At 38.7% G+C, this 4507-nt stretch carries 3 protein-coding genes; 1 reads left to right on the forward strand and 2 read right to left on the reverse strand.

Annotation, left to right across the window (positions count from 1 at the left end; all coding sequences use genetic code 11):
• Positions 1-1999 (reverse strand): AAA family ATPase (locus tag CK510_RS26775; protein WP_095724559.1); only part of this gene is annotated, 1999 nt, incomplete at its 3' end.
• 289 nt (positions 2000-2288) lie between these two features.
• Entirely contained in the window at positions 2289-2471 is a 183-nt protein-coding gene (locus CK510_RS26780) for a hypothetical protein (RefSeq protein ID WP_095724560.1), read from the reverse strand.
• Positions 2472-3184: 713 nt separating this feature from the next.
• Between CK510_RS26780 and CK510_RS26785 the strand changes: the two genes are divergently transcribed.
• The gene (locus CK510_RS26785; RefSeq protein WP_095724561.1) at positions 3185-3949 is read left to right on the forward strand and encodes a conjugal transfer protein TrbI; all 765 of its coding nucleotides are present in this window, start codon (positions 3185-3187) and stop codon (positions 3947-3949) included.
• Positions 3950-4507: the final 558 nt, after the last annotated feature.

The following is a 4507-nucleotide window of genomic DNA, read 5'->3' on the forward strand; positions in this document are numbered from 1 at the left end:
GGGCTTCGAGTTCGGGTTTACGTTGTTGTAGTCTCGCTTGATTTTTGGCTGCATCTTTGATTTGTGCTTGTTTAATTTCTGCCCATCTCCAGCGTTCGACTTCATTCCTTGCTAAAGCGTGGTCTTTTTCGTTGTAATTTAAATTTTGGAGATATTCGTCAAGTTGACGTAATTCGGCTTGTTTGTCTGGTGCGTAATCACCTAAATGTAATGCTCGCTCTAATTTTTCCTTCTCGGTAGCAATATTGTGTAATTCTACCCCTGCATCGCTGCTAGATTCCAATTGTGCCGCTAATTGTCCCCTTTGTTCCCGTAAGGTATCATAGGGGGATAATTTTTGGGAAATATCACGATATTCCTGCCGTAAAACCTGAATTTCTCGGTCAGATACAGCCATTTGCTCGCGGAATACCCAAAGTTGTCCCTCAGTATCTTTATATTCAGACTCGGTTTTATTTACAACCCGGTTCCAGTCATGTTCTTCCAAAGGACGTTCGCACAAAGGACATACGGCATTGGGAGTTTGTAACATTTGCAACTTTTGTTCGAGTTCCCCCAAGAGTCGCTCATATTCCCGTTGTTGTGCTTGTAAACGTTCAATAAAGTGTCTTCGTTCCTGCCCTTTTTCTTGAACTCGCTGTAAATAAACTTTCGTTTTTTCTAGTTCTTCGATTTGCATTGCCACAGCTAAAACCGCTTGTTGAATTTGCGGTTGCCGTTTGGAAGTGCGTTGGAGTTGATTTTCGTTAGTTACTATTTGTTCGAGTCGAGCAACTAAATTTGCCTGTACCCGATCGATTTGGGTTTGTAATTGTTGACGTTGCAGTAATGCTGGGGAAACCTGCATTTGCAAATCGTCGAGATACTGTAATCTTTGCCTTGCTGCTGCCAGTTGTTTTAAAGCAACTTCCACTTCCCCCGATTTTCCCAGGGTTTGCTGAATATCTCGCTCTTGTTGCAACAATGCTTCCAATTGTGCCTGAACTTGCTGCAATTGTCTTTCTAAAGCTTGAATCTGCTTGTTGAGTTGCTGTTGCTGCTGCTGTCGTTGTTGTTGAGCATGGTTGAACGCTTGAAATTTCGCAGAATAGGCTTCTTCCTGTGTTTGGAGATTTTGATATTGCTGATATCCAGCTTGAATTTCCGCAGTTTTCCCTAATAACTGCTGCAAATTAACCAACTGACTGCTGATATTTAACTTTTCCTTTTCCAAGCGATCGCAATCTTGGGTCAAATTGGTAAACTGTTGCCTGACAAAGCCTAGTTGTTCCTCCCAATTTTGCCTCTGGTGCTGCACAACCTGTAAACTTTGTAATTTAATATTTTCAAATTGTTGTGCTTGCTGAAGTTGATTAAGTTCGTTTTCTAAATCGGTTCGCTGTTGGGTAATAGTTTCTCGCTGTTGCAATTGCCCCTTAATTCCATCCAAAGAACGCTCAATCTCCTCTCCCCTAGCCTTTAATTGTCGCGATAACTCCTTAGCTCGTTCCTCCAAGCGATCGTATTGATTTAACTTTAATAATTCCGCTAAAATCTGCTTACGCTCTGCTGGACGTTTGAGCATGAACTCATCAGCCCGTCCTTGACGCAAATAAGCCGAATTGATAAAAGTATCATAATCAAGCTTGACATGCTCTAAAATCAAATCCTGGGTTGCCCTAATGCCTTTACCCGTCAAAGCCTTAAAACCACTTGGTGTTTCGACTTGAAGCTCTAAACCACCAGTTCCACCTCGGTTACGAGTGCGAATTACTCGATAAACTTGCCCATTTGCTTGAAAAACAAAATCAACCCGTACATCTTTCGAGCCAGTATGAATCACATCATCTTCAGCCGCAGCGCGACTTTCACCCCATACTGCCCAGGTGATAGCTTCCAGGAGCGAAGATTTTCCAGCGCCATTTGAACCACAAATACACGCCGTATGCAAACCGCGAAAATCCAATATGGAATCACGGTAGCTAAGGAAATTTTTCAGAGTCAGTTTTACTGGAATCATCGAGGCTTTTGCGCCAGACCTTCTTTTTTCAGATTGACTTTAATTTTTCTTGACTAGAACAAACATACACTTGTTGTTAGTGTAGCTATCTAAAAAGCTGGTTTCTAGTCCTTATTACTGCATTTTTACAATTGTTTACATTCAAGAGAACAAAATTCTTCCTAATAGACAACTTTTTTGCTTTGTGAGGCAAAAAATAAATTTTGCCAACTACCAACCCGTCAAGCTTGCCGGAGGCTTAGATTAAAAATAATGCATCTGTTTTTGGCAAAACAAAGAAATCGTAATTTCAACCCCAAACAAAATGATTTTGCCATTCGCTTGCAGCATCAATAATATTTTTTCGCACTACATTCAAAATGCTAATGACCGAACCTAGAGAATACTTAGTGCTTAGAAATGCAATAATAACAAGATACTGAGATAACCCTAATGCCAATGCGATCGCAGTAGAGACGCTCCATCGGAGCATCTTGTTTTCCATAAAAGCGTCTTGTCTTACATAAAATTGAATAGGAATTTGGAATTTAGAACTACAATAGAAGTAAGAGCATTCAATCAAATTAGCCTCTGTTTATATAGACATAAGTCATTCGACACAGATTATAAAAACAAAAAAAAGAGAGTTGGAACAAATATTTACAGTGAGCGTCTTGGCTGACACTTGGTGTCATATCTAATTGGGTAAAGCAACTCAAATTTAAAAGTGCGATATGTCTCCGGCATTGAGCTATGCTTATCGCTCTTAGAGGTTGTTTGAAAAGTCTTCTTCTATGTCATGCTGTAGCTTGCTTCTCCGTTTCGGAGTAAGTTCCGCAAAGCTCCACTCAGAATGACAAATTATACCTTCCCAAACTTTTCAAACATGCTCTTAGATGATTCAGTTAATTACCTAACTAAACCCCATCTATTTTATTTTTAAAGGTAGTGCGAGGAAGATGCTTCCTGCTGACAATAGCGGGCAAGATATCCCGTTCGCGAAGCGTTCTTTCTGGTTATTAAGTCAGTAAATCCAATATCTCTATACATCAACCACCACTCATCTAACTAAATACTCCGCAAGATAGGTAAAAACAAAGTCAAAACAAATCTAAAACAAATCTAAAACAAATCTAAAACAAATTAGAAACAAACTAAGTAACTTCACGTCAGTAAAAATAACTGGAGACGCAAAAGGAAGCAATTATGAAATCTATTTACCGTTGGAAATCTGGTGCAGTTGCCATGATGGCTATGGCAATTACAACAGGCACAGTTGCACCAATATTTGTACTTTCACCTGCAAATGCTCAATATAGCATTGGGCAACCAAGAAACGGTGTAAATAATAGCCGCGATATTACAATTAGCAGAGGTGCAAGAATCCCTACCAAATACAATAAAGAGAAAATTTACCTAGTCCCAGGTGAAACAATGAAAGTGACACTGGTAGTTTCTCAAAACCTCGTTGATGGTAATGGTGGAAACATCTTAATTCCCCGTGATAGTAAAATCAAAGGTGAATTTGTACCCGTAAAAAGACGCGATTCCTGGAACTCTCGCGATTCCCGTGACTCTAAAGATGTACAAGGGACACAATTTATTGCTAGAGAGATAGTATTACCGAACGGTGAAACCCAGAGAATCGATGCATCCTCTGATATCATTACCCGTACAGAAAAAGTCAAAAAGGGACCACAAACAGGTGAAATTCTCCGTGATGCTGGTTATGGGGCAGCAGCAGGAGCAGTCATTGGACTTTTAACCGGGGACAAAAAGGTTGGAGCAGGTGAGTTATTAATTGGTGGTGCTGCTGGTAGTATCTACCGTGTCATCAAAGGTGGTAAAGAAGCAAATTTAATTGCGATTTATACGGATCGGGATTTAAACCTGCGTTTAGATTCACCCTTAACTATATCGATGAATCGCAATAAGGATTACTACTACAACTCCAACAATTACGGATACTAATACTCTTTGAGACTTAGATTTTGAGACTGTAACTTTTTAACATCCCCCAAATGCGATGCCCTTGATTGGAGCGTCGCTTTAATTTTGAGGGGAATAGGTAATTCTCAATATCCAATGCCCAATATCCAATGCCCAATATCCAATTAAAATTTCCCATCAACCTTGCAACTATTTTTTTTATACTGCGTCATTGAATACATCAGGCTCAGAAAAACACTTTTAGATTATAGCTGTAGCTAGACCAAACTAATAAGTTAGTTTTAATTAGGCATTGGTAATTAGTAGGCATCGAAAAAAGAAATTTGAGCATCATCCAAAATCCTAATTCATCAATCATTTATTTAGGTAAACGCAACTATCACTGATGTTGTTTGTTGATATCGCAATAGATGATGCATTTTTTAATGTTTTTATATCATTAATTGATTTGAGAAACACTTATAAATGATGTTTTGCTAATATTAATTAACTAATTAACAAGTATAAAAAATATTCGCATACATCTTCAAATCTGGAACTTACTATTCCTGAAAAAGACAAAATAACTAACAGAAAATA

This window comes from Brunnivagina elsteri CCALA 953, assembly GCF_002289455.1.
GTDB classification, from domain to species: Bacteria; Cyanobacteriota; Cyanobacteriia; order Cyanobacteriales; family Nostocaceae; genus Brunnivagina; species Brunnivagina elsteri.

Excerpts from the sequence above, each read along its gene's own strand:
- CK510_RS26780 (WP_095724560.1), bottom strand. The coding sequence starts at position 2,471 with ATGCTCCGATGGAGCGTCTCTACTGCGATCGCATTGGCATTAGGGTTA.
- CK510_RS26785 (WP_095724561.1), top strand. The coding sequence starts at position 3,185 with ATGAAATCTATTTACCGTTGGAAATCTGGTGCAGTTGCCATGATGGCT.